We start from the raw sequence: 21,177 nt of genomic DNA, 5'->3' as shown, positions 1-21,177 counted from the left end.
GCCGTCACCTTCACGCCCTCAGCGGGGGACCACGGCGACCGGGCAGTGCGCGTGGTGGAGGGCACCGTGGCTGACCGAACCGAGCCGCGGCGCGGTCCAGCCGCGCTCGTGCGCGCCGGTGACCACCAGGCGGGCGTTGCGGAAGGCACTGGTCAGCGCGGCCACGGGGTGCTCGATGACGACCTCCTCCACCACGTCGACCTGCGGGTACTTGGCGCGCCATGGGGCGATCACGGTCGCGACCTGCTTGCGGATCTCCGCCTCGACCTTCTCGTCTTCGGGGGCGTGCCCCGCCTCGATGTAGGTGGGGTACATCAGCCAGGCGTGGACGACCCGCAGGCGGGCCTCGTGGAGGGCGGCGGCGTCGAAGGCGTAGCTGAGGGTCGTCTCCTCGTCCTTGGTCACGTCGAGGCCGACGACCACCTCCCCGCGATCGTCGGTGTCGCCCCTGACGATCACGAGCGGGACGGTCGTACGGGCCGCCATCCGCAGGCTCGTCGAGCCGAGCAGCATGCTGGTGAAACCACCGTGCCCGCGGTTCCCGAGCACCAGTTCATAGGCCTTCTCCGACTCCCGCATCAGGGCCTTGGGCGTGTACTCGGCCACCAGCAGCGTCGTGACCTGCAGGTCCGGGTGGCGTTGCCGGACCCGCTCCTGCGCCTCGTCGAGCACCCGCCGGCTGAGCCATGTCAGGCGCTCGACCGTCCCGGGCGGTGCGAACAGCGGCGCACGGTACGGGCTGCTGTCGACGGCGTGGACGACGTGCAGGGGCCGGTTCCGGCGGACGGCCTCGTCGGCGGCCCAGTCGATGGCGCGGTCGGCGCACTCGGACCCGTCGACGCCGACGACGATCGATTCGGACATGTTCCCCTCCTCGGCGATGCGCATCGCGGACGCCGGTGCCCCGCGGCTCTGCGTGCGATCTCCCCTCCAGCGTCACCGGCGCGGCCGATCACTCCCCAGGGGCGAAAGTCCCCAGTTCAGGGCCTTCCCGGCGAGGAGGTCCTTTACCGTGACCGCCGCCGGACGGCACGGCGGGGCGTGCGGCCTGGCACCTGGTCAGAGACCTTTCCGGAGGGAAGGGATGACGGCATGACCGGCGGATTGCCGACCGGCTTCGCCAGGAGCTGGTCTCCCGGCGGGTCCCTTAAGAAGCCGCCGGTCCGCAGAGGCGGGCGTCACCGTGCGGTCGAGGTGGGCTCGTCGGCGAGCACGAAGTAGTTCTCCTCCTCCTGCGCGAAGTGCAGCCGCAGGACGGCGTGCAGCTCCTGGATCGTCGCGCGGAGGTCGGCGGCCGTTCCCGCGGAGTCCGGCCGGTCGCGCAGCTCGGCGGCGAGCAGGCCGATGCGGCGCGTCAGGTCGGCGATCTCGGTGTGCCCGCGGCTCATCACCCCGGTCGGGTCCGATCCCCCCAGGGCGCGGGCCACGGCGGGATAGAGCTGGTCCTCGTCCCGGCGCTCGTGGTCGGCGATGTCGCGCAGGAGCCCCTCGACGGTGGCGAGCGCGGCGTCGCGCGTCCCGGGGTCCGGTCCGGCGATCTTCTCGGCGAGGTCGGGAAGCCCGTCGATGCGGGGCCGCAGCGCCCGGTGCTCGTCGTCGAGCCGGCGAACGAGCTCCGCCTCGTCTCCGTGCAGCCGGGGCGCGCGGTCACGTCCGGGGCCGAGCGCGCGCAGGGCGCCGAGGATGGCGGCGAGGTCGATGCCCTCCTGCAGCAGCGCGCCGACCGCCGGTGCGAGGTAGCCGAACGCGGCGGCCAGCATGGCCACCAGCGACAGCCCCATGCCGAGCAGGGCGCTCTGCCGGGCGATCGAACGGGTCCGCCGGGCGATCGCGAGCGTCTCGGCCAGCCGCTCCAGGCGATCGACCGTGATCACGACGTCGGCGGTCTCGGAGGCGGCCGTCGCGCCGCGGGCGCCGAGCGCGACGCCCACGCCGGCCGCCGCCAAGGCCGGGGCGTCGTTGACGCCGTCACCGACCATGACCGTGGCGGCGCGGTCGGTCTCGGCCCGCGCGATCTCGACCTTGCCCTCCGGGGTCTGCCCCGCGTGGACGGCGTCGGCCCCCACCAGCTCGGCGATCGGTCCCGCGACGGCCGGCCGGTCGCCGGTCACCATCACCGTCCGCTCGATCCCCGCCCTGCGCAGCAGCCGGAAGGTGCGGGCCGCGTCGGGACGGACCGTGTCGCGCAGCAGCAGGACCCCCGCGAGCCGCCCGTCGACGCCGACGAACACGGTGATCATGCCGCGCGCGGCGGCGCGGGCGCGCGTGCGCTCGACCCAGGCCGGATCGCCCTCCCCCGCCCAGTCGGCCTTTCCGACGCTCACCTCGCGGCCCGAGACCGCGCCGCGCGCCCCCTTGCCGGGCTCCTCCGTCACCCCGGACGGGGCGGCGAGCCGCAGCCCGCGGTCACGGGCCGCGCGGACGATCGCGGTCGCCAGCACGTGCGGGGACACCTGGTCGAGGGAGGCGGCCGCCCCCAGGACGTCCTGGGGGGTCCGCCCCGGAGCCGTGGCCACCTCGGAGAGGACGGGGTGCCCGGCCGTGATCGTGCCGGTCTTGTCGAACAGCAGCACCCGGGCTTCGGCGAGGCGTTCCAGCGCGCTCCCGCCCTTCACGACCACTCCCCTGCGCGCGCACCGCGACAGCCCGGAGACGAAGGCGATCGGCGCCGCCAGGATCAGGGGGCAGGGGGTCGCCACCACCAGCACGGCCACGGCGCGGACCGGATCCCTCGCCGCCCACCAGGCCGCTCCGGCGAGAACCAGCGTGGCCGGCAGGAAGAACGCGGCATAGCGGTCGGCGAGCCGCACGAACGGGGAGTTCTCCGCCGCCGCCTCACGGGCCAGCCGGACGATCCCCGAATAGGTGCTGGAGCGGCTGTCGGTGGTCGCCCGCAGCCCGAACGGGCTCCCGGAGTTGACGGCCCCGCTGCGCACGCCGTCCCCCTCGGCGTGCTCCACCGGGACGGGCTCGCCGGTCAGCGTCGACTCGTCCAGCACCGCAGGACCCTGCTCCACCTGCCCGTCCACCGGGACCACCTCGCCCGGACGGACGAGCAGCCGGTCCCCAGGACGGACCCGGTCCACAGGGACGGTCTCCAGCCCGTCCGCGCCATGGCGGTGCGCCACGCGCGGCGCCATCGACAGCAGCGCGCCCAGGTCCCGGCGGGCGCGGCGCCCGGCGCGCTCCTCCAGCAGGCGGCCGCCCGTGATCATCACCGCGATCACGGCGCCCGCCAGGGGCTCGCCGACGGCGAGCGTGCCCGCCAGGGCGAGCAGGGCGATGACGTCGCTGCCGAACCTGCGGTGCAGCAGCCCGTCCAGCACCCACCAGGCGGCGGGGACGAGAACGATGACGGTGACCGCCGCCCACGCGACGTCACCAGGCCCCGGCAGCCCCGCCCAGCGCAGGGCCGCGCCCACCACCAGCCCGAGGGCGGCGGCGACGAAGAGAATCTCGGAAGCACGGCGCCTGAGCCCGCCGATGACGTCCATCCGCCCTCCCACGATCAGCGATGGGCCCGGTGGGCGGCGTCCATCGCCGCCACAAGCCGCGGCACGGCGAGCACGATCGCGCGCCGCCTAACGGTGTTCAGGAAAGCCTCGAGCCAGGGACCCGTCGCGGTGCCCGCCGTCGCGACGCCGGGCACCGCGAAGTGCGGGCGCGGGCCGCTGGGTGCGGCCTCGCCGTGCCCCGTCCCGGGTGTTCCCGTGACCTCGCTTCTCACACGGGCCCCGCGAGCTCGGCGATGTCCTCGCTCGCGAGTCCGTGCAGCCGGTCGGCGAGGTCCGCCAGCGCCCGGCTGACGGCCAGCTCGTCGCCGATCTCCGGGATCCGGCGGTCGGCCGGGTTGCGGCGGGCGTGCCCGTGCCCGGTGGTCTTCTGCTCACGGCCGGTGAAAAGCACCGCGCGCACGTCGGTGTCGGTGGCGTCCTCGCTGATGTAGAGCTCCACGCTCCACTCCTTGGTCTCCATGGTCAACCTCCTCACCTGGGTGGCCTCCACTTCCATGCTCGGCGGCGACCCGCCGGCCGGCCCAGGGGCGAACGTCCCTCCCCGGGACGACCAACGACCCGTCGCCCGTCAGGACCGCATGCTTCGGCCCTCAGCCCGCCCGGTGCCGGGCGAGGGGGCCAGGAGGCGGGTGCGTGCCGTCTGGAGCCGATCGGCCATGACCTCCGCGAAGCGGCGGGTCAGCTCGTAGCCGAGCGACGGATCGACGGCGCACAGGACCCGGACCAGCCGGCCGTCGAACTCGACGGCTTCGACGGGCGTGCTCGCCACCGCTCCGAACCGCCACCGGTACGGCGGGAACATCCACGACCATCCGACGACCGCGCCGGGACCCAGCGTGTCGACGGGAACCGAGCCGCCTCCGGGAAGCCGCGAGTCGAGGTCGATCGTCCCGTCGCGGATGATCCAGAACCGCTCCGCGGGTTCGGGCTCGGTCGCCAGGCGCCGGCCCGCCGGGAACCCGGTGAGCCGGGCGGCGGTCGCCAGCCTGCCGAGATCGGCACCGCGCATGCCGCTCAGGAAGGGCTCCCGCGCCAGTTCCGCCGTCGCCAAGGCCATGATGCTCCCCCCCAGCCGCCGCGATTCGCCTGCTCAGACGGCGGGGACGGCGCCGAGCACCTCCAGCTCGACCCGCGGCGGGTCGAGCATCGAGTTCTGCACGGTGCAGCTCGCCACTGCGGCCTCCAGGCCCCTCAGCGCCGCAGCCGGGAGGTCGACCGGGGGACGCAGATGGAGGCGGACCCGCGCGACGCGCGCGGGGACGCCCGGGTTCATCGCGAAGTCGGCGGTGATCTCCAGTCCGGTGGCCGGTAGCGCGCGTCCCGCGAGGTAGCGGCGGGCGTAGTGCGCCGCGCACGCCGCCAGGGCCGCCACGAACAGTTCGACCGGCGTCGGGCCCTCGTCCATGCCGCCCGAGGTGTACGGCTGGTCCACGCCGATCACGTGGTCCCGGATGAACACGGTGAAGGCGTCGTTCTCACGGTGGACGACCTTGATCTCCTGCATCGGAGGGTCGCCTCCCTCATTCGTTTCGTCGTTTGCCCCTCACCTACAGCCTCACCTGCGGTGGCACCGCGCATGAGTGCCGAAGGTCCCGCCCGGCAGGGCTGGAGGACCCGTCTCGGCGGTCAGGCCGGGGCGACCACGGCGACGGGGCAGCGGGAGCGGTGCAGCATCGCGTGGCCGACGGATCCGAGCAGCAGCCCGACGAAGCCGCCGCGCCCTCTCGAACCCACGACGAGCAGGTCCGCCTGCTCGGAGGCGCGTACCAGCGCGGGCGCGGCGCGGCCGTGGACGACCTCGGGGACGACCTCGACGTCGGGGAACTTCGCGCGCCATCCGGACAGGCACTCGCTGAGGACCCGCTCCTCCCCCTCCGTGACCAGCTCCGGGTCGTAGACCAGGGGCTGCATGTCTCCGGGGCCCGTGGAGATCGGATGGGGCCAGGCCAGCACCGCGTGCAACCGGGCCCTTCGCACGGATGCCTCCGCGAAGGCGAATCCGACCGCTTCCGTGGAGGCCGGCGAACCGTCCACGCCGAGCGCGACCTCGCCGTGGTCGCCGGACGGCCCGTCACGGACGACGACCGCCGGGCAGCGCGCGTGGGAGGCGACCTGGACCGCCACCGACCCCAGGATCGGCCCTCCGACACCGCCCCGGCCGCGGCACCCGACCACGAGCATCAGCGCGTTCTCGGCCCTGTCGACGAGCAGTTCGGCGGCCTGCCCGCCGACCTGCTCCCCCGTGACGTTCAAGGCGGGGGCCCGTTCACCCGCCCGGTCGACCGCGTATCCGACGATGTCCTCACCGCCGTGCAGCAGCCATGCCCGCATCGCCCCCGCCCGGGGGTCGACGGGCACGTCGAACAGCCAGGGCGTGATGACGTACAGGATCCGCAGCGGGGCGTTCCGGCGGACCGCTTCGTCCGCCGCCCAGTCCACGGCGAGCAGGCTCTGCTTGGATCCGTCGACCCCGACGACGATCCCGTTCATGCGCTCACCCCCTCGGACCTCACTACCCCCGGCGGCGTTCGTCAGCCGTGCGACCCGCTCGGCGCGTGCTGTTCGATCACGGCGTCCGAGGCGGGGAAGTACGTGCTCTCGTGACCGTCGTCCCACTGGACGACGTAGGGCGGCTCGCCGTCACGGCCGTGCACGTCGAGGATCAGCGCCCTGCGGGTCGGCTCCCCCGCCGTCACCTCCAGCGTGGTCACGGGCGGTTCCCGCGTGCAGGGGCCGAAGGTCCCGGCTTCACCGGCGCCTACGTCCCCTGGGCTCCGCCCCTATCGGGTGAAGGGGGCCCTGCGACGCCCGACATCCCGGACTTCCACGGACACGCACGGGACTTTGGTCCCTGGAGCCGGCTCCGTCCCTCGCCGGAGGCTTGGGAAAGCCGCGCGGCGAGCGGGACAGGAGACGATTCCGATGAACACGACGTCCGGACGGCCCACGCCGTCCGCGCAGCTGCGAACCACGGTCCGGCCCGGGGCGCCCCCGCGCGTCGTCGTGGCCGGAGAGCTCGACATCCTCACCGCCGCGCGCCTGGAGGAGCTGCTCACCGAGATCATCGAGAACGGCTCACCGCGGGTCGAGATCGACGTCCGCGACCTGGTGTTCTGCGACGCCAGCGGACTGGGGGCGCTGGTCGCCGTCGACGAGATCGCCGTGCGGCGGGGCGGCGGCCTGACGCTGACCAACGCCCGGCCGCTGCTGCGCAGGATCCTGCGGGCGACCGGCCTCGACCGGCGCTTTCCCGTGGGCGAGCGGGCCGAAGGCGGGCACCCGGCATGACGACGGTGATCGAGACCCGTGGCTCACCAAGCGCTACGGGCGGACGACGGCGCTCGACGAGCAGGGTGAGGTGTCCGGGTCAGCGCCCCTCCGGCTCCCACGCGAACGGCGCACCGCTCAGCCGGACGCGGTGCGGCGGCGGTGCCAGCGGCGCAGCTCGTCGGTGCCCCAGACGATGAAGGGGAACGCGGCGATGATGCCGAGGACGTCCGGTGGCAGTCCGGCGGTACCGAAGACGTGCTGCACGGGCGGCACGTAGATCAGCACAGCGGCGAAGAGCAGTTCGAAGCCGATCCCGGCGAGCAGCAGCGGGTTCGAGGTGAAACCGACCTGGCGCAGCGAGGCGTGATCGGTGCGGACGGCCACCGCGGCGCCGACCTGGCAGGCGACCAGGCCGGCGAAGGTGGCGGTGGTCGCCGTCAGGTAGACGTGGTGCAGCGGCGCGCCCTTCCCGGTCGCGTCGCCCGGGTGCCAGCCGGCCTTCAGCAGGACGTAGAAGAAGATCCCCATGACCAGGGTCGCCGACACGAGCCCGAGGTAGCCCCAGGCGCGGACCAGCATGCCGCGCGAGATGACGCGCTGGGACGCCGCTCGCGGAGGGCGGTTCATGATCCCGGGCTCGGCGGGTTCGCGGCCGAGGGCCTGGGCGGGGACGGTGTCGGTGCCGAGGTCGATCGCGAGGATCTGCAGGACGGTGAGCGGCAGCGGCACGAGACCGCCGCTGAGCGCGAAGACCAGGAACGGCACGACCTCGGGGACGGCGTGGGCGAAGATGTACTGGATGAACTTGCGGACGTTGTCGTAGACGCGGCGCCCGGACTCGATCGCCGTCACGATGGTGGCGAAGTTGTCGTCGGTCAGCACCATGGTCGACGCCTCGCGGGCGACGTCGGTGCCGGACCGTCCCATGGCGACGCCGATATGGGCCTGGTGCAGGGCCGGGGCGTCGTTGGCGCCGTCCCCGGTCATCGCGACGATCTGCCCGTGGGCGCGCAGGGCGTCGGCGACCTTGAGCTTGGTCTCCGGCGAGGAGCGGGCGAAGACGATCTCGGCGGGGCCGGTGAGCAGCTCGTCCAGCTCGTGGTCGTGCACCTCCTCGGACTCGGCGACCACGCGCAGTTCGGGGACGCCGATGCCGACCTCGCGGGCGACGGCCGCCGCCGTGGTCCCGTTGTCGCCGGTGACGATGTGGACGCGCAGGCCCGCGTCGTGGCAGCGGCGGACCGCGGCGGCGACCTGGGGGCGCGGCGGGTCGTACAAGCCCACCAGCCCGATCAGCCGCAGATCCTTCTCGGCGTCCTCCCGCTTTCCCGGCACTTGCCCCTCGGAGGGCAGCTCGCGGGCCGCCACCGCGAGGACCCGCAGGCCCTTCTGCGCGAGCTCGTCGACGGCGGCGAGCACCCGGGTCCGCTGGTCATCGGCGAGGTCGGCGCGGCGGAGCACCGACTCCGGGGCGCCCTTGACGGAGACGAGAAGCCGGCCGTCCCGCTGCGCGACCGTGGACATCAGCCGCAGCCGGGCGTCGAAGCGGAAGATCGCGCGGCGGTGGGAGTCCCGGTCGGCGAGCCGCCGCGGCGCGTCCGGGCCGGCGCCCTCGACGAGGGCGATCTCCGTCGGGTCCCCCTGCAGCGCGCCGTCCTCGGCGCAGGAGACCGCCGTGCAGTCGGTGATCGCCCGTGCCAGGTCGGGCGGCGGCAGGCGGTCCTGCGACGCCGTGACCGTTCCGGCGTCCGGGGTCCAGTAGGTGTGCAGCCGCATCCGGTTCTGGGTGAGCGTGCCGGTCTTGTCGGTGCAGATCACGTTCGTCGACCCGAGGGTCTCGACGGCGCTGAGGCGCTTGACCACCGCGCCCTGCCTGGCCAGGACCCGGACGCCGACCGCCAGGGCCAGCGTGATGGTGGGCAGCAGCCCCTCGGGGACGTTGGCGACCAGCAGCCCGATGGCGAACACGAGCGCGTCCCGCAGCGGCAGGCCGACCAGCGCCCCGATCAGCAGGAAGACGGCGCCCATCCCGACGGCGACGCCCGCGATCAGCCAGGCGACCTTCTTCACCTGGCTCTCCAGGGGGCTGTCCTGGCGCGGGGCGCGCTGGCTGAGCGCCACGATGCGGCCGAGCTCGGTGTGCCCGCCGGTGGCGAACACGATCGCCCGCGCCTCTCCCCCGGTGCAGGTCGTCCCGCTGAAGACGAGGTTCGGCTCGCGCAGGAGCGCGATCCCCTCCCGTCCGGGGGCCGCGACGCGCTCGACGGGGGCCGACTCCCCGGTGAGCATGGACATGTCCAGTTCCAGGGCGCCGTCGGTGAGCCGGGCGTCGGCGGGGACCTTGTCGCCCTCTTCGAGCACCACGAGGTCGCCGGGGACGAGGTCGGCGACGTCGACGGCCTGCCACCGCCCGTCCCGGACGGCGTGGGCCCGTTCGGGCAGGTAGGCGGCCAGCGCCTCGACGGCCCGTTCGGCCTGGTGCTCTTGCAAGAGCGCGAACGCCGCGTTCACCAGGATCACCGCGAGGATCGCCCATCCCAGCACCTGCGTCCCGGCGATGAAGGCCAGCGCGCCGGCGCCCCACAGCAGCAGCGCCAGCGGATGCGCCAGCTGGCCCGCGAGCAGCCGGACGAACGAGGTCTTCTCGTGCCGGCGCACCTGGTTGGGTCCGTACACCGCGAGCCGCCGCGCCGCCTCGCGCGCCGACAGCCCGCGGTCCCCCGTCCCGAGCTCCTTGCGGAGCAGCGGCAGCGGCTCCTCCGGGTTCGTCGCGGCCGCCGCGTCCGGCTTCGGCTCGGGGCGCGCGACGGAATGATGTCCCATGGATCTCATGCTCGCCACCCTGTGATCAGCGGGTCAGGGCCGAACGCCGGGCGCGCGGCGGGCCGAAGGTCCTTCAGGCCGTACCCCCGCCGAAACCGGGGTAACTCCCGCGCAGACCGCCCCCGGCGGGCGCCGGGATCAGCGGAGGCGGCGGAGGTACGGATCCCAGACGCGGTTCGGGGCCAAGCGGATGCGCGCATCGACGGCCACGGCGCCGTCCGGCCGGACGATCGTCGGGTTGAGGTCCAGTTCGGCGATCTCCGGATGGTCGGCCACGAGCCGGGAGAGCCGGAGCAGCGCGTCCCGCAGCGCCGGGAGATCACCGGCGGGGCGGGCGGGATGACCGGCGAGGACCGCGGCCACCCGCGGCTCGCGGGCCATCTCCCCGGCCTCCCGTTCGGTGAGGGGCGCGAGCCGCGCGGTGCGGTCGGCGAGGGCCTCGGTGTCGACGCCGCCGGCCCCGAAGATCACGACCGGGCCGAAGACGTCGTCCTGGACGGCGCCGCACAGGACCTCGACGCCCTCGGCGGCCATCCGCTGCACGATCACGCCCCGGAGCCGGTCACCGAACCGGTCGGCCAGCCACCGGTACGCGTTGCGGACGTCCTTGGTCCCGCGCAGGTCGAGCTGCAGCGCCCCGGCCGCGGTCTTGTGCAGGACGCCCTCGGCATCGCCCTTCAGCACCACGGGACCACCGAGTTCGTCCGCCGCGGCGATCGCCTCCTGCTCGCCGCGCACCCAGCGCCACGGCGCGAGGGGCAGCCCGTAGAGCTCCAGCAGTTCGAAAGCCTGGACGGGCGGCAGCCAGCCGCCCTCCGGCGCGTCCGCCAGGAAGCCGCCGATGAGCCTTGCGGCCTCGCCCGCACGCAGCCCCGGCAGCTCAGGCGGCAGGCCGGGGGCCTCGTCGCGCCGCCGCGCGTAGGACCAGCCGTGCGCCAGCGCGCGAGCGGCGCTCTCCGGGTAGGCGTAGCAGGGAACGCCCTGATCGGAGATCAGCACGGTCTCCGCCTGCCCCAGGACCACGGCGGCCACCGGCTTGGCGCAGCCGTCGAGCGCGCCCGTCAGGTCCGCCAGGGCGGTGGGCGCCACGACCGCGAGCACCGCGTCCACCGACGGGTCGCCCGCGACCAGCCGGATCGCGTGTTCGAAGGTCTCGGCGGAAACGGCCGCGGTCGTGTCGACGGGATCGGCGACCGAGGAGCACGCGGGCAGCGCCGCGGTCAGCCGACTGCGCGTCGCCGCTTCCAGGGCCGGGATGGTGAGGCCGGCGTCGACGCAGGCGTCCGCGGCCAGAACGCCGGCGCCCCCGGCGTTGGACACCACCGCAACGCGCGGCCCGGCCGGCGGCGCCTGGCTCGCCAGCAGCGCGGCGGCGTCCACCAGCTCGCCGAGGTCGTCGGTCGCGACGATGCCCGCCTGCTCGAACAGGGCCCGTCGGGTGGCCTCCGGCGTGGCGGCGGCGGCCGTGTGCGACGCCGCCGCCTTCGTGCCCGGGCCGGAACGCCCCGCGAGGACCGTGAGCAGCGGCATGCGGGACGCCACCCGGCGCGCCGTGCGGGCGAACTTGCGCGGGCTCCCGAACGACTCGACGTGCAGCAGGCCCAGCCGCGTGGTCCGCTCCGACTCCCACCACATGAGCAGGTCGTTGGCGCTGACGTCGTACTTGTCGCCGAGGGAGGCGAACGACGACACGCCGATGCCGAGGCGGGACAGGTGGTCGATCAGCGCGATGCCGACGCCGCCCGACTGCACCGCCACCCCGGCGACCCCGGCGGCGGGGCGGCGGGCCGCGAACGTCGCGTCCAGCCCGGTGCCGGTGTCGGCCACTCCGAGGCAGTTGGGGCCGACCAGCCGGATCCCGTGCTCCCGGCACGCCGCCAGCAGCTCGGCCCCCTGGTCGGCGGTGAGCCCGGACGTGATCACGACGATGGCCGGGATGCCGGACGCCCCGCATTCGGCCGCCGCGCCGGTCACCGCGTCGGCCGGGACGGTGATGATCGCGAGATCGACGGGCTCGGGCAGGCCGGACACCGCGGCCGCGCACGGCGCTCCGTGCAGCTCGGTGCCGGCGGCGTGCGGATTGACCGCGTAGAGCCGTCCCGGGTAGCCCCCCGCCGCGATGTTGCGCAGGACGGACGCGCCCACCGTGCCCGCCCGCCGGCTCGCGCCGACGACCGCGACCGCGCGGGGCCTGAACAGCGGCATCAGGCTGGCGACGTCGGCGCTCCGCTCGCGCTCGGCCACCACGTCCAGGTAGTGCTCATCGGACACCAGCGGCATCGTGACCTCGACGACGCCCGACGACGCGCGGCGCCTGGCGGGCATGCCGGCATCGGCGAAGACCCGCAGCATCGGGGCGTTCTCGGCCAGGGTGTCGGCCCGGAACGCCATGATCCCGTTCGCCCGGGCCAGCGACCCCAGGTGCTCCAGCAGCAGGGTGCCGACACCGCGGTGGTGCATCCTGTCGGCGACCGCCATCGCGACCTCGGCCTCGCCGGGCGCGTCGGACGGCTCGTACTCCGCGATGCCGATGAGCTCGCCGCGGAGCCAGGCGCCCAGCGCCCCGTGGCCCGGACCGTCCGGGCGGCAGACCTGGTCGGCGATCCGGTCGGCCATCGCCCTGTTCAACCCGAAGAAGCGCAGGTAGAGGCTCTCGTCGCTGAGGTCGCGGTGCAGCGCGCACACCGCCTCGCGATCGGCTCCGGCGAGCGGTCTGATCTCGACCTGCGTACCGTCGGTCAGCAGCGCGTAGACGTGCCCGGTGGACGTTCGTGCCCTCATGGGCCCAGCCTCCGGCGGACGGGTCCCCGGGTCAGCGCCCGAACGTCACCGCGCCCCGGGACCTTCGGCCCTCGTGACGGCGGCCGGGACCTTGGTCCGGTGCGCCCGGGACCGAAGCCCGGCGACTCAACGGGGTCGCGGATGATCGGCTGATGACGCGGTACGGCGGGGGTACGCCCGTCCTGCCAGCACCATCACGCCGACGCGCCCGCCCTGCCCGCGGGCAGCGCGGGCACCAGAATCGAGGCGCCATGACCACCGGACTCCAGACTCTCGACACCGACACCTGCCTGACGTTGCTGCGCGGCGTCGCGGTCGGCCGGATCGCGTGGGCCGGGGACGACGGCACCGCCTCCGTCCTGCCGGTGAACTTCGTCATGGACGGCACCGCGCTGGTGTTCGCCACGGCGCCCGGCGCCAAGATGGACGCGGTCCAGGCGGGACGCCCCCTGACCTTCGAGGCCGACGACCTCGAACCGGCACTGCGGACCGCGTGGAGCGTCATCGTCACCGGCCCCGCCGAGGTCGTCACCGACCCGGCCGAGACCGAGCGGCTGACATCGCTGCCGCTCGCCCCCTGGGTGCCCTCCCCCAAGCCGTTCTTCGTCCGGCTCACCCCCGAGAAGATCACCGGACGCCGCATCCCCCTGCATCCCGGCGGCGTCACGACCGAGCACATCGACCCCGGCGACGAACCGGGCTGATCCCTAGAGCCGCCGGCCCGCGCGGCGCCGGTGCGAGCGCGCGCCGTCGTCCTCGTCGTAGTCGAGCCCGTTGATCACCTTGACGACGCCGTCGACGGAGGCCGTCAGGCGTTCGGCGATCGGGACGAGGCTCGCCACGGGCACCCGGCCTCGCAGGGCCACCACGCCGTCGCGCACGTCGACCTCCACCTCGGCGGGGTCGAGCCAGAGGCTCTGGATGACGATCTCGTGGATCACCTCGTCGTGGATCTCCGCGTCCGTCCTCAGGAAGACGCTCAGCAGGTCGGCACGGCTGACGATGCCGACCGGCCGGCCGTCGGGGTCCACGACCGGGAGCCGCTTGAAGCCGTGGCGGCCCATGGATCGCGCTGCTTCGGCGACCGGGGCGTCCGCGGTCGTGGTGACCGGCGGCGAGCTCATGGCCTCCCCGGCCGTGGTGGCGCCGGCCCCTTGCCGCTCAAGGCGTCGCTTCCGCCCCGGCCCCTCTCGGCCGGCCGCCGCCTTGCGGAGCAGGTCCGCCTCGGTGACGACGCCGACGAGGCGCCCCTCCCCGTCCACGACGGGCGCCCCGCTGATCTCGCGATCGGCGAGAGCGGCGATCACGTCCCTGAACCCATCGTCGGGAGACACCGTCACGACATCGGATGTCATGACCGTCCCCACTGTCGGTCGCTTCATCTGGCAGGGCTCCCTTCCAAGGTGTCAGCCGCGCGCGAGGCCGTGAGCATGCGGTCGGGCAGAACGCGGGGCCGTGATCAGCGGGAGGGGACGACCGCCACCGGGCACCGCGCGTGGTGCGAGACCCCGTGGCTGACGGAACCGAGCTGGGGCGAGGTCCAGTGCCAGTCGCGGGCACCGACCACCAGAAGGCGGGCCTCGCGCGAGGCCCTGGACAATGCGGTCACCGGATGCTCCAGAACGATCTCGTCGACGACGTCGACTGCCGGGTATCTCCCTCGCAGTGGCCGGCAAGCGGCGATGACCGCTCTCCTCAGGTCCGCCTCGATCTGCTCGACGTCGGCGTAACCGGCGTCGAGGAAGGTCGCGAGGCTCTGCCACGCGTGGACGACGCGGAGCCGGGCACCGTGGAGCGCGGCGGCGTCGAAGGCGTAGTCGAGGATCGTGCCGGCTTCCCGTACCGGGTCGATGCCCACGAGGACCTCGCCGCCCTCGGCGGCGTCCCCGCGCACGATCACCACCGGCACGGTGGAGCGCTCGGCCATGCGCAGGCTTGTACTACCCAGTCGCAGGGCGGCGAAATCGCCCAGGCCACGACTTCCCAGGACCAGCTCGAACGCGTTCTCCGACTCCGCTCCCAGCGCCTGCCAGGTCTCCCCGGTCACCAGAACGGTCGTCGTCTCCAGGTCCGGCCATCGCTCCCGGACGCGTTCACCGGCGGCCGCCAGGACCCTTCGGCCCACGCGGGTGGTGGGCTCGGCGGTGCCGGGCCGGGCGAAAAGGGCCGTCGTGTTCGGCCGGCTCTCGATGGCGTGGACGATGTGCAGGGGACGTTCACGCAAGACGGCTTCGGCGGCGGCCCAGTCGAGGGCACGCGCCGCCTCATCGGAACCATCGGTGCCGATCACGATCGGTACGCCCATCGCGTTCACCCCCATCAACCACCTCACCACCTGCGCAGGCACGATGCACAGGGCCGAAGGGCCCGCTCGTACCCCGGCCTGGAAAGCCTCGCCGTGGCCTGGGAGCCGGGGCCTTCGACCGGCACGTTTTCGGCGCCCGTTTCAGCGGGGAGGTCTTTTACGCGGCTACACCGTCCCGGCCGTCGTGCGGACCGGGCGGCGGTACGGAAGCGAGCACCGGGACCGCCTCATGCGCCGCCAGGAGCGGGCCGAAGGTCCCGGCCGCGGGGGACGCTCGGCACTGATCTCCCGGCCGGCCGGTTGCGACGCTGGAAACGACCAAGGGAGGTCGTCAATGCAGATCATGCCCCAACACCGCTCCGTCGTCGTCGGCGTGGACGGATCCCCCAACTCCCTGGCCGCGCTCCACCGCGCCGCCCGGGAAGCCCTGGAGCGGCACGCCCGCCTGGACGTCGTCCGCGTGGTGAACAACGACACCAGCGCCACGCCCCGTCCCCTGCGCACCGCGAAGGAATGGCTGCGCCTACGCGACCTGGTCGCCCACACCATCCCGCACACCCAGCACCTCACCACCCGCCTCAAGATCACCCACGGCAGGCCCGGCGAGGCACTGGCCAAAGCCGCCGACCACGCCGAACTCCTGGTCATCGGCGCGCGCGTCAACTCCGAACACGGCAACCCCTTCGGCGGCGACACCGTCCCCGTCGCCCGCGAACTGGCACGCTGCCCCGTCGTGATCTGCGCCGACCAGACCCCCGCCTCCCACGAAGTCCCGTGAATCCCCGGCACCCCATCTGGAGGCGGCAATGAAACGCCGGACGGTCAAGGACGTCATGACCGCCGAGGTGGTGACGGCCGTCGAGGACACCACGTTCGCCGAGATCGCCGACGCGCTGGCCGAGCACCGCATCAGCGGCGTTCCCATCGTCGACGACGACCGGCGCGTCGTCGGCATCGTCACGGAAGCCGACCTGCTCCGCAAGGAGGAGTTCAAGCCCGACGACGCCGGCGAGCGCCCGCTGCGGGGCCGCCACCGGCACCACGCCCTCGCCAAGGCCCGCGCCGTCGACGCCCGCGGCCTGATGAGCGCGCCCGCCGTCACGGTGAGGCCGGACGCCACCGTCGCCCAGGCCGCGCGGCTGCTGGCCTCACACGGCTTCAGGGCCGCGCCCGTCGTCGACGAGAGCGGAACCCTGTGCGGCATCGTCTCCCGGCGCGACCTGCTGACCGTGTTCCACCGCAGCGACGACGAGATCCGCGACGAGATCGTCTACGACGTGCTGGTGTCCCGGCTCTGGCAGGACCCGTCGGAGGTCCACGTCGAAGTCCGCGAAGGCGTCGTCCGGCTCTCCGGGCGCATGGAGCTGAAGAGCCTCATCCCCATCGTGGTGCGGATGACCGCCGCGACCGAAGGCGTCGTGGACGTCGTCGGCGACCTCGCCTACGAGCGCGACGACACCCGCCCGACCGCCTATCCGAGAGCGTGAGACGCGATGCCCGACCAGGTGAGCGCGGCCGTGAGCGAGACCCACAGCGGCGTCGTCTTCTTCGTCGGAGACCGTGCCTACAAGCTGAAGAAGCCGCTCGACCTCGGCTTCCTCGACTTCAGCACCCGGGAGCGGCGCGAGCACGCCTGCCACGAGGAGATCCGGCTCAACCGGCGGTTCGCGCCCGACGTCTACCTCGGCGTCTGCGACGTCCACGGCCCCGACGGCGACGTCCGCGATCACCTGGTCGCCATGCGGCGGATGCCCGCCGACCGGCGCCTGTCCACCCTCGTCAAGGCGCACGAGCCCGTCGAGGACGCGCTGCGCGACACCGCCCGCGTCCTGGCCGCGTGGCACGCCGAAGCGCCGCGCGGCCCGCAGATCTCCGCGCAGGAGACTCGCGACGCCGTGAGATCCCGCTGGAACGACGGCTTCCAGCAGGTCCGAGCCCTCCCGGGCCGCGCCGTCGCCGACCCGGCCGCGACCGAGATCGAGCGGCTCGCCACCGCGTTCCTCGCCGGCCGCGAGCCGCTCTTCAACGCCCGCATCGCCGAGGGGCGCGTCGTGGACGGCCACGGAGACCTGCTGGCCACCGACGTCTTCTGCCTCGACGACGGCCCGCGCATCCTGGACTGCCTGGAGTTCGACGAGCGCCTGCGCTGGCTGGACGGCCTCGACGACGCGTCCTTCCTCGCGATGGACCTCGAACGTCTCGGTGCGCCGGACCTCGCCGAACGGTTCATCGGCTGGTACACCGAGTTCGCCGCCGACCCCGCCCCGCCCTCGCTGCGCCACCACTACGTCGCCTACCGCGCCTTCGTCCGCGCCAAGGTCGCCTGCCTGCGCCACGCCCAGGGCGATGACCACGCGGCCGCCGAGGCCCGCGGATACGCCGACCTCGCCCTCCGCCACCTGCGCGCCGGAAAGGTCGACCTGGTCCTCGTCGGCGGGCTGCCCGGAACCGGGAAGACCTCCCTGGCCGGTGCCCTCGCCGACCGGCTCGGCTGCACCCTCCTCAGCAGCGACCGCGTCCGCAAGGAGCTGGCCGGGATCTCTCCCGAGACGCCGGCCGCCACCCCCTACGGCACCGGCATCTACACGCCCGAATGGAGCCGGCGCACCTACCGCGAACTCGCCGAACGCGCCGCACGGCTGCTCCGGCTGGGCGAAACGGTCATCCTCGACGCCTCCTGGACCGACAAGGCCGAACGGGACCTCATCGCCGCCGTCGCGCGCCGCGAGCACGCCGACCTCGTCGCCCTCCGCTGCGACGCGCCCGAGGCCCTGGCCGCCGAACGCATCCGGCAGCGGACGCACGGCATCTCCGACGCGGACGGCGACGTCGCGCTCGCCATGACCGCCCATGCCTCGCCCTGGCCCGAGGCCACCACGATCGACACGAGCGGCACCGTGCCCGCGGCCCTCGAACAGGCACTCCCGATCGTCCGTCCCCACGGCGCCGAGCTCGTGTGGCCCCGCCGCCCGTTCCTCTCCCCCGGCTGAGCCGCCGACCGGAGGCCGGATCGAGCCGCTACAACGAGCGCTTACCCGGGATGGATCCGCACCGCATCGGGCCGGTGAACGGTCAGCCGTCCTTGAGCGGGACGCGCCAGGCCAGGATCGTGCCGCCGCCGGGCCGCCGCCGGGTGGTGCAGGAACCCCCGCACGCCTCGGCGCGGTCGGTCATGTTGCGCAGACCGCTGCGGCGGCCGCCCTCGGGGATGCCGACACCGTCGTCCTCCACGCGCAGCGTCAGGTCGTCGCCGACGTCGATGGCGACGACGGCCTCGCCGGCCCGCGCGTGCCGCGCCACGTTCGACAGAGCCTCGCGCACGACCGCGAGCAGCTGCTCGCCGGTCTCGTCGTCGACGGCGGTGTCGAGCAGGCCGTCGAGCCGGACGGACGGGGAGAACCCCAGCTGCTCGGCGGCGCTGTCGACGAGGGCGTGGACGCGGCTGCGCAGGGACTCCTCGTCCCCCGACGCCTGCAGCGCGAAGATCGACGAGCGGATCTGGCGGATGGTGTCGTCGAGATCGTCCACGGCCCGCTGGACCCGGACCGCGACCTCCCGCTTCTGGGTGATCTTGATCGCGGCCATCAGCGTCATCGCGGTGGCGAACAGCCGCTGGATGACGGTGTCGTGCAGGTCCTTGGCGATCCGGTCCCGGTCCTCCAGCAGCGTCAGGCGCTCGGCGTCCCGCCGCCGCTCGGCCAGCTCCAGCGCCACCGCCGCCTGTCCCGCGAACGCCTCCAGCAACCGCTGCGTCCCCTCGGAGAAAGGAGGCTCGCCGGGCGCGTTGATGACCGTCAGGACACCGCGGGCGGACGACCCGGCGCCCAGCGGCACCACCAGCAGCGGGCCGATCTCCAGGTCGACCGGGGTGCCGGCCTCGCGGACCGCCCCCGCCCCGTCGGCCAGGCGCAGCGACGCCCCCTCCTCGAACACCCTCCCGGCGATCGAGTGCCCCTTGGGCAGCCGGATCCCGCGGACCCGGCCCGCGTCGGCACCGTCGGCGGCCTCCACCGTGAACTCCCCGCTCGCCTCGTCGATCAGCGACACGGTGGCCAGCCCCGCGTCGGAGACCTGCCGGGCCCGCGCGGCGACCAGGGAGGTGACCTGGTGGGTGTCCGTACCTGACAGCAGTGTCGTGGAGACCTCCGCGGAGGCCTCCAGCCAGCGCTCGCGCCGCCGGGTCTCCTGGTAGAGGCGGGCGTTCTCGATCGCGACGCCGGCCGCCGTCGCCAGGGCCGTGACGACGACCTCGTCCTCCTCCTCGAAGACGCCGCCGCCTGCCTTCTCCGTCAGGTAGAGGTTGCCGAAGACCTCGTCCCTGACCCGGATCGGGACGCCCAGGAACGTGCGCATCGGCGGATGGTCCGCCGGGAAACCGTACGACTCGGCGTGCTCGGACAGGTCCGCCAGCCGCAGCGGCCGCGGGTCCTTGATCAGCAGGCCCAGGATGCCGTGGCCGTGCGGCCAGTGGCCGATCGCCGCGATCTCGTCCTCGGTGACCCCGACGGTGATGAACTGGACGAGCCGCTCCCCCTCCTCGCCGATGACTCCCAGCGCGCCGTAGCGCGCGTCGACCAGCGTCGTCGCGGCCTCGATGATCCGCCGGAGCACCGTCTCCAGGTCCAGCTCGCCGCCGATCGAGACCACGGCCTCCAGCAGCGCGTGCACCCGGTCACGGGTCGACCGCGCGGCGTCCAGCCGCGTCTGGAGTTCGGCCAGGAGGTCGTCCAGCTGCAGCTGGGGGAGGATCAGCCGTGCCTTGTCCCCGCCCGGCCCCGGCTCTGCGGTCACGTCTTCCAGTATCACCGATCGGCGACCGCGAACCCAGGTGAGGGGACGGCCGGCCGTGACGCGACAGCGGCACGTACACGCAGGGTAATGCGCCCGTGACCAGCCGTTCACTTCATGCGCGGGCGGCGAGCGGGATCACGGCTCCTCGACCATCACGTCCTCGACCGGGCGCCGCACGGTCGCCAGCTCCTCCCCCACGGGCACGCCCAGCCGCAGGAGCATCTGCGGATGGGCGTCGCCGCAGAAGTGCGTGCGGATGAAAGCCCGCAGCTCGGGGACCTGCAATGCCTGCGTGTGATAGGCGGCCGACAGATCGTGCTCGGCCGCGCACAGCAGCAGCCGCTCGAGCGCCTGACCGGCCCGCAGCCACGCCGCCGGGGTGTCCTCGTCCGTCACGAGCAGAAGGACGATCCCCGCGAGTGCGGTGCCGTCGTCATCGGCGGGCTCGACGCCCCACCCCTGACCGCGGGCGAAGTCCCGCGGCGGGAAGTGCGGTTCCGTCCGAGGCGTCCGCACGGGGTAGGAGATCTCCTGGACGCCGTCCTTGCGCGCCGTGGCGGGCGACGGCGCCCAGCGGGCCATCTCGGTCGAGTAGGCGGGCGTGCGGCGCTGGACGTGCTCGGCCGCGTCGGTCAGCGCGGCCAGCGCCCCCAGCACGTGGGCGTCGACGGCCTGGACCACCCGCGCCCCCTCCTGCTCGGCCGCGCGCAGGAGGGCCGTGACCACACCGGACGGCACCGGCTCCGGCCGGAACCCGCCGCGGTGGCTGTGCCGCCGCTCGATCTGCGCGTACTCGCCCTCGACCTCCTCAGAGACCGCCGCGTAACCGCGTTCCACCTCGACGTCGGCCAGCAGATTCGGACGGTCCGCGTCCGGCTGCGGTCGCACGACCGGCTCGAACCCGCGCTTCCGCAGTGACAGCCGCAGGTTGTACAGGGCCGCGCCGCAGCTGATCAGCATCTCCCGGCCCTGCGGGTCGGCCACGTCGAGGCGGCGGTCCGGGTCGGCGCGTAGGCTGATCCGGGATCCGCGCACGCCGAACACCCACGGCTGGGTGTTGTGCACCGACGGTGCCCGGATCGCGTCCTCGACCGCACCGCGGATGACGTCGCCGACGCCCGCGGGCACTTCGCTCCTGGTCCGCATCTGTCGCTCCTTCTCTCCTCCCTTCCAGCGCATCATCCGGGCCCTGACCTGTGACAGGGCCGAAAGTCCATCGCGGCCGGCGCCGTGCCGACGCGGCCGACACCGCGCCGACCGGGGAGCCTTCGACGCGCCGTGAGGCCGGACATATGGGGGGTACGTCCGTGACACCACCAGCCGTCCGGGGGGAACGATCACTATGACGGGGTCGGACGACCAGAACGCGCGGGGCACGAGGACGATCCGGGTGTTCCTGCTGGACGATCACGAGGTCGTCCGCCGCGGGGTCGCCGCCCTGCTGTCCGCCGAGGACGACATCGAGATCGTCGGCGAGGCCGCGACCGCCGAACACGCCCTGGCCCGCATCCCCGCCGCCCGACCCCACGTCGCCGTCCTGGACGTCCGCCTCCCCGACGGCGACGGCGTCAGCGTCTGCCGCGACATCCGCTCCCAGATGCCCGAACTCGCCTGCCTCATGCTCACCTCCTTCGACGACGAGGACGCCCTGTTCGACGCCGTCATGGCCGGCGCCGCCGGCTACGTCCTCAA

General features: G+C 73.9%; 19 protein-coding genes. 6 read left to right on the top strand and 13 right to left on the bottom strand.

The annotated features are described in order from the left end of the window. Positions 1–18: 18 nt before the first annotated feature. The 7 genes from ABZ914_RS16535 to ABZ914_RS16505 all read right to left on the bottom strand — a co-directional run bounded on the left by ABZ914_RS16535 (position 19) and on the right by ABZ914_RS16505 (position 6,226). Complete coding sequence (locus ABZ914_RS16535) at positions 19–864, bottom strand: universal stress protein (protein WP_500193738.1); 846 nt, start codon at positions 862–864, stop codon at positions 19–21. A gap of 314 nt (positions 865–1,178) precedes the next feature. Further along, the gene (locus ABZ914_RS16530; RefSeq protein WP_500193737.1) at positions 1,179–3,494 is read right to left on the bottom strand and encodes a heavy metal translocating P-type ATPase; all 2,316 of its coding nucleotides are present in this window, start codon (positions 3,492–3,494) and stop codon (positions 1,179–1,181) included. Positions 3,495–3,723: 229 nt separating this feature from the next. Beyond that, entirely contained in the window at positions 3,724–3,975 is a 252-nt protein-coding gene (locus ABZ914_RS16525; RefSeq protein ID WP_190855486.1) for a DUF1876 domain-containing protein, read from the bottom strand. Between the two features lie 108 nt (positions 3,976–4,083). Continuing rightward, positions 4,084–4,572: a cyclic nucleotide-binding domain-containing protein gene (locus tag ABZ914_RS16520; protein ID WP_500193736.1), complete on the bottom strand. Its 489-nt coding sequence runs from the start codon at positions 4,570–4,572 to the stop codon at positions 4,084–4,086. 33 nt (positions 4,573–4,605) lie between these two features. Next, positions 4,606–5,019, bottom strand: a complete 414-nt coding sequence (locus tag ABZ914_RS16515) for an OsmC family protein (RefSeq protein WP_433135736.1) — start codon at positions 5,017–5,019, stop codon at positions 4,606–4,608. A 122-nt stretch (positions 5,020–5,141) separates the two neighbouring features. Beyond that, the gene (locus ABZ914_RS16510) at positions 5,142–6,005 is read right to left on the bottom strand and encodes a universal stress protein (RefSeq protein ID WP_500193735.1); all 864 of its coding nucleotides are present in this window, start codon (positions 6,003–6,005) and stop codon (positions 5,142–5,144) included. Between the two features lie 41 nt (positions 6,006–6,046). Next, complete coding sequence (locus ABZ914_RS16505; protein WP_500193734.1) at positions 6,047–6,226, bottom strand: DUF1918 domain-containing protein; 180 nt, start codon at positions 6,224–6,226, stop codon at positions 6,047–6,049. A 211-nt stretch (positions 6,227–6,437) separates the two neighbouring features. Here ABZ914_RS16505 and ABZ914_RS16500 point away from each other — a divergent pair, with 211 nt between their 5' ends. Next, positions 6,438–6,803, top strand: coding sequence for an STAS domain-containing protein (locus ABZ914_RS16500; RefSeq protein ID WP_500193733.1), 366 nt, complete (start codon positions 6,438–6,440; stop codon positions 6,801–6,803). Between the two features lie 117 nt (positions 6,804–6,920). Here ABZ914_RS16500 and ABZ914_RS16495 read toward each other — a convergent pair whose 3' ends face one another. Both ABZ914_RS16495 and ABZ914_RS16490 read right to left on the bottom strand, forming a co-directional pair. Further along, the gene (locus ABZ914_RS16495; RefSeq protein ID WP_500193732.1) at positions 6,921–9,608 is read right to left on the bottom strand and encodes a cation-translocating P-type ATPase; all 2,688 of its coding nucleotides are present in this window, start codon (positions 9,606–9,608) and stop codon (positions 6,921–6,923) included. A gap of 138 nt (positions 9,609–9,746) precedes the next feature. Then, positions 9,747–12,389: a bifunctional acetate--CoA ligase family protein/GNAT family N-acetyltransferase gene (locus tag ABZ914_RS16490; protein WP_500193731.1), complete on the bottom strand. Its 2,643-nt coding sequence runs from the start codon at positions 12,387–12,389 to the stop codon at positions 9,747–9,749. A 251-nt stretch (positions 12,390–12,640) separates the two neighbouring features. Here ABZ914_RS16490 and ABZ914_RS16485 point away from each other — a divergent pair, with 251 nt between their 5' ends. Next, the gene (locus tag ABZ914_RS16485) at positions 12,641–13,093 is read left to right on the top strand and encodes a pyridoxamine 5'-phosphate oxidase family protein (protein WP_500193730.1); all 453 of its coding nucleotides are present in this window, start codon (positions 12,641–12,643) and stop codon (positions 13,091–13,093) included. Between the two features lie 3 nt (positions 13,094–13,096). Here the strand turns inward: ABZ914_RS16485 and ABZ914_RS16480 are convergent, their stop codons facing one another. Together ABZ914_RS16480 and ABZ914_RS16475 are read right to left on the bottom strand one after the other, a co-directional pair. Beyond that, positions 13,097–13,744 (bottom strand): CBS domain-containing protein, encoded by a 648-nt coding sequence (locus ABZ914_RS16480; RefSeq protein ID WP_500193729.1) that lies wholly within the window; start codon positions 13,742–13,744, stop codon positions 13,097–13,099. Between the two features lie 104 nt (positions 13,745–13,848). Next, entirely contained in the window at positions 13,849–14,709 is an 861-nt protein-coding gene (locus ABZ914_RS16475) for a universal stress protein (RefSeq protein WP_500193728.1), read from the bottom strand. 319 nt (positions 14,710–15,028) lie between these two features. Between ABZ914_RS16475 and ABZ914_RS16470 the strand changes: the two genes are divergently transcribed. Genes ABZ914_RS16470 through ABZ914_RS16460 form a run of 3 tightly spaced genes read left to right on the top strand, consistent with a single transcriptional unit; the run spans position 15,029 to position 17,684 of the window. Next, on the top strand, positions 15,029–15,472 hold the full coding sequence (locus tag ABZ914_RS16470; protein ID WP_433135745.1) for a universal stress protein: 444 nt from the start codon (positions 15,029–15,031) through the stop codon (positions 15,470–15,472). A gap of 28 nt (positions 15,473–15,500) precedes the next feature. After that, a complete protein-coding gene (locus ABZ914_RS16465; protein WP_500193727.1) occupies positions 15,501–16,181 on the top strand; it encodes a CBS domain-containing protein in 681 nt (226 codons plus the stop codon). 6 nt (positions 16,182–16,187) lie between these two features. Continuing rightward, positions 16,188–17,684 (top strand): bifunctional aminoglycoside phosphotransferase/ATP-binding protein, encoded by a 1,497-nt coding sequence (locus ABZ914_RS16460; protein ID WP_500193726.1) that lies wholly within the window; start codon positions 16,188–16,190, stop codon positions 17,682–17,684. 82 nt (positions 17,685–17,766) lie between these two features. Here the strand turns inward: ABZ914_RS16460 and ABZ914_RS16455 are convergent, their stop codons facing one another. Both ABZ914_RS16455 and ABZ914_RS16450 read right to left on the bottom strand, forming a co-directional pair. Then, the gene (locus ABZ914_RS16455) at positions 17,767–19,485 is read right to left on the bottom strand and encodes a sensor histidine kinase (RefSeq protein WP_500193725.1); all 1,719 of its coding nucleotides are present in this window, start codon (positions 19,483–19,485) and stop codon (positions 17,767–17,769) included. Between the two features lie 135 nt (positions 19,486–19,620). Further along, positions 19,621–20,631 (bottom strand): Acg family FMN-binding oxidoreductase, encoded by a 1,011-nt coding sequence (locus ABZ914_RS16450; protein WP_500193724.1) that lies wholly within the window; start codon positions 20,629–20,631, stop codon positions 19,621–19,623. A gap of 196 nt (positions 20,632–20,827) precedes the next feature. Between ABZ914_RS16450 and ABZ914_RS16445 the strand changes: the two genes are divergently transcribed. Then, positions 20,828–21,177: response regulator (locus tag ABZ914_RS16445; RefSeq protein ID WP_500193723.1), on the top strand; the 350-nt coding region annotated here is incomplete at its 3' end.

The sequence above is a fragment of the Spirillospora sp. NPDC046719 genome, assembly GCF_040645715.1.
In the GTDB taxonomy this organism is placed as follows: Bacteria; Actinomycetota; Actinomycetes; order Streptosporangiales; family Streptosporangiaceae; genus Spirillospora.
This window is presented reverse-complemented; position numbering and strand designations above follow the sequence as displayed.